Origin of the sequence: Methylomonas rivi, assembly GCF_024505165.1 — a bacterium.
Classification (GTDB): Bacteria; Pseudomonadota; Gammaproteobacteria; order Methylococcales; family Methylomonadaceae; genus Methylomonas; species Methylomonas rivi.
In genome coordinates, this window is record NZ_JANIBK010000255.1 from 1 (window position 1) to 3,053 (window position 3,053).

4 protein-coding genes are annotated in these 3,053 nt (G+C 59.2%); all 4 read left to right on the forward strand.

What is annotated here, in order from left to right; all coding sequences use genetic code 11:
* Positions 1 to 539 (forward strand): Wzy polymerase domain-containing protein (locus NP596_RS20735; protein WP_256617289.1); only part of this gene is annotated, 539 nt, incomplete at its 5' end.
* Entirely contained in the window at positions 536 to 1,312 is a 777-nt protein-coding gene (locus tag NP596_RS20740) for a type II secretion system protein GspG (protein ID WP_256617290.1), read from the forward strand. The genes NP596_RS20735 and NP596_RS20740, both read left to right, overlap by 4 nt.
* A 7-nt stretch (positions 1,313 to 1,319) precedes the next feature.
* Positions 1,320 to 2,441, forward strand: coding sequence for a type II secretion system protein (locus NP596_RS20745; protein WP_256617291.1), 1,122 nt, complete (start codon positions 1,320 to 1,322; stop codon positions 2,439 to 2,441).
* 405 nt (positions 2,442 to 2,846) lie between these two features.
* A partial coding sequence (locus tag NP596_RS20750; RefSeq protein ID WP_256617292.1) for a hypothetical protein occupies positions 2,847 to 3,053 on the forward strand: 207 nt, incomplete at its 3' end.

A 3,053-nucleotide genomic window follows, 5' to 3' on the forward strand; every position in this document is an offset into this window, starting at 1 on the left:
CGCTGGCCGGCGGCTTGGTGTCGCTGGCGTTGGCTGCGGCCGTGGCGCACGAATGGCAATACACCCGCATGGAATTGGCCTTGTTGAATGCCATGGCCAAGCAAACGCCGCAAAGCGAACAAGCGTTGATCGATATTTGCCAGCAAATTCCGGACACCGCGCCGCTGTTGAAACCCTACATCCCGGTGGTGTTCACCCTGACCGGCCACCCGGAAAATCCGGCCATGCGCGAGCAACTGCTGGTGCTGGCCGAAGCCGCCGTGCGCTTTACGCCTACCCAAAGCCTGGTCTATCGTCTGGCCTTGCTGCAAGCTTTAAACGACGACAAGGCCAATGCCCGCCAAACCATCGATAAAGCCTTGGCGGCCTATCCGAGCGGTGCGATTGCTTTCGCCCAAGAGTTATTGCGCATCCAGGCCTATGCCGGGCCGCGTATCGACGTGCTGATGGCGCGGCTGTTGCCGGTGGTCAATCCGCAATTGCAAGCCAACCTGCCGGCTGGCCTCAAGGCCAAGGTCAAGCAGGCAACCTCGCAATGACGGCCGCGCGGAACAACGCTAGGGTACCCAGCGCGTACCCCGTGTCCCAAGCCGGCTTCACCCTGATGGAGCTGTTGCTGGTCATCGCCTTGCTCGGCATTCTGGCCGGGGTGGCGACCATGGCTTACGAGGGCGTGCCGGAACAGGGCCGCGACGACGTCACCCGCTTCGAAATGGCGCAAATCCGCCAGGCCTTACTGCAGTTTCGCCGCGATACCGGCGAGTTCCCCTGCCGGGTTTACTGGGACGGCGCTTATGCGCCCGACGCCGCCGGCATCAGTCGGCTGAATTTTGCCGGCTTGCCGGCAACCTCAAGCTTGGCCGATTATCAAACTTGGTGCCGTAACGGCTTTGCCGGCCAGCAAGACGATGCCTTGAGCCTGTTATTGAAATTTCCCTATGACGACACCGACACCGGTTTTATGGGTTTGTTATGGAATCCGGATACCAAGCGCGGCTGGAACGGGCCTTATCTGAAAGATGCCGGTCTTGCCGACGGCTGGGGGCGGCGCTTTGTGCTGCTGTATCCCGAACTGGATTTTCGCCCGGCCTATCGTTGTAAAGCCGGCGCGGGCGGCGCCTTGGATGTGACTTCCGGCGAATATGAATGCCTGACGGCGGACGATCCGAATTGGGACGACGCGACCTTTACAGAACCGGCCGATACGGCCCGGCTGGTGAGTTTCGGCCCGAACGGCGTTTTCGACGGTCAAAATGCCGCCAACCCCTGCGATGCAGTCGGCGACGATCTCGTGCTGTGTTTACTGAGGTAGCCGGAGCATGAAAGTGTGTTGCTATTCCTGGTTCCCACGGTCCGCCGTGGGAACGCATACGGCCCGAGGCTTCACCCTGCTGGAAATGCTGCTGGTGATTTTTTTGATGGCGCTGGTGGCGTCCACCGGCCTGATGCTGACCGACGGCGTGGAAGAGCAAAGCAAGTACGACGATACCAAGCGCCGCATGGAACTGATCCGCAAGGCCATCGTCGGCGACCCCACCCGTACCGTGAACAGCGCGCCGGAGATCGGCGGCTTTGCGGCCGATATGGGGCGCTTGCCGTTGTGTTTGGCGGAATTGCTGGAATTGGGGGATGAGATAACCCCGGCTACCGACCCCAGAACCTTTGCATCGCCGTGCGACGATACTGTCAGCATCGCGGCATGGAACGTCGACGCCACCACCGGCCATGCCTCCGGTTGGCACGGTCCTTATCTGCAAGTGCTGCCGGAACGAAACGGAGCCTTGCGTTTTCGCGACGGCTACGGCAATCAGGGCGCGACGCTTGTCGAAGATGCCCTGAACTCCGGTTGGGTCTGGCAATTGTACGAAACGGACGAAGACCTCACGGCGGTAGCGGACGACGCGGCGATTTTGCGGATACAAAGTCTCGGTCTGGACGGCACGCAAACTTATCCGCCGGGGCTTATTACCGATGCGGTCGCGGCCAACCGGCCGAATCCCTTGGTGATCGGTAACGATTGGCAGGTGCAACTGCCGGCCACGGTGAACGTGACGTTTAAGAATCAGAGCGGCGGGAATTTACCGCCAACAAGCTCAAATCAAAAACTTCTATTGCGAGTCTATCTGTCCGATTTAACAACTGCCATTGACGCCGATGACGGCTCAAATTCATATTTGGACTTAACCGCTGAGTCCGTTTTGGCGGGGAATAGCAAAACCGTTAATTTCACTCTAAACACGACACCGCAAATAGCTATCGGCATGCGCGCGTATGCTGTGGTTTGTTATGAAGTACCCGCAACCGGCGCCCCGGATGATTATGTGATTTTTGACGGGAAATGTGAACCGACCGATGACGTCCCCAACACCGGCAATATCCGCGCTTTTGCCGTGACACCCCGACAAAACCTGAACCCGAACCTGGATTGGATCATACCGTGACTTTATGCCGTTAATACTTAGCCCTCCGCAGTCGCCAAAAAACCGTAATGTCCCGGTTTCCTTGATCTCCGCTTGCCGGAAACACCCGCCCTTGCTGACGCTGGGCGGGCTTATTCCGGCCTACGGTCGAATCCATCAGTCCAGTTCGCGCGCCGCCCTTCAATGTGGCCGGTATGCATTTCTATTTAGTTATACACATTTCGAAGTAGGCCGGAATAAGCCTGTTAGCGCGTCAAGCGCCGGACAGGCGTTTCCGGCAAGCGGCTTGTGCCCCATTGCCATGGTTCCCACGGTCTCCGTGGGAACCCATACGGCGCTCGAATCTGGATATGGACCCGATACCGGCGCGGACTCGCCGGTCTGCATTCCCACGCGGGAGCGCGGGAACGAGAAAAGAAAACACTCATGAAATTTAAACGCCTATTTCCTTTTGCCAAGCCTTCGCAGCTGTTGGTGTGCGAAACCGACGGTTTTTCGCTGCGCGCGGCGGTGTTGCGGCGGGTGGACGACGATATGCGGCTGGTTTGCCAGGCCGCTACCGAGCAGGTGGACATGGCCGAGGGGCTGGCGGATGTGATGGCGGCCTTGAAGGCCGAGGGCTGGCAGGGCGGC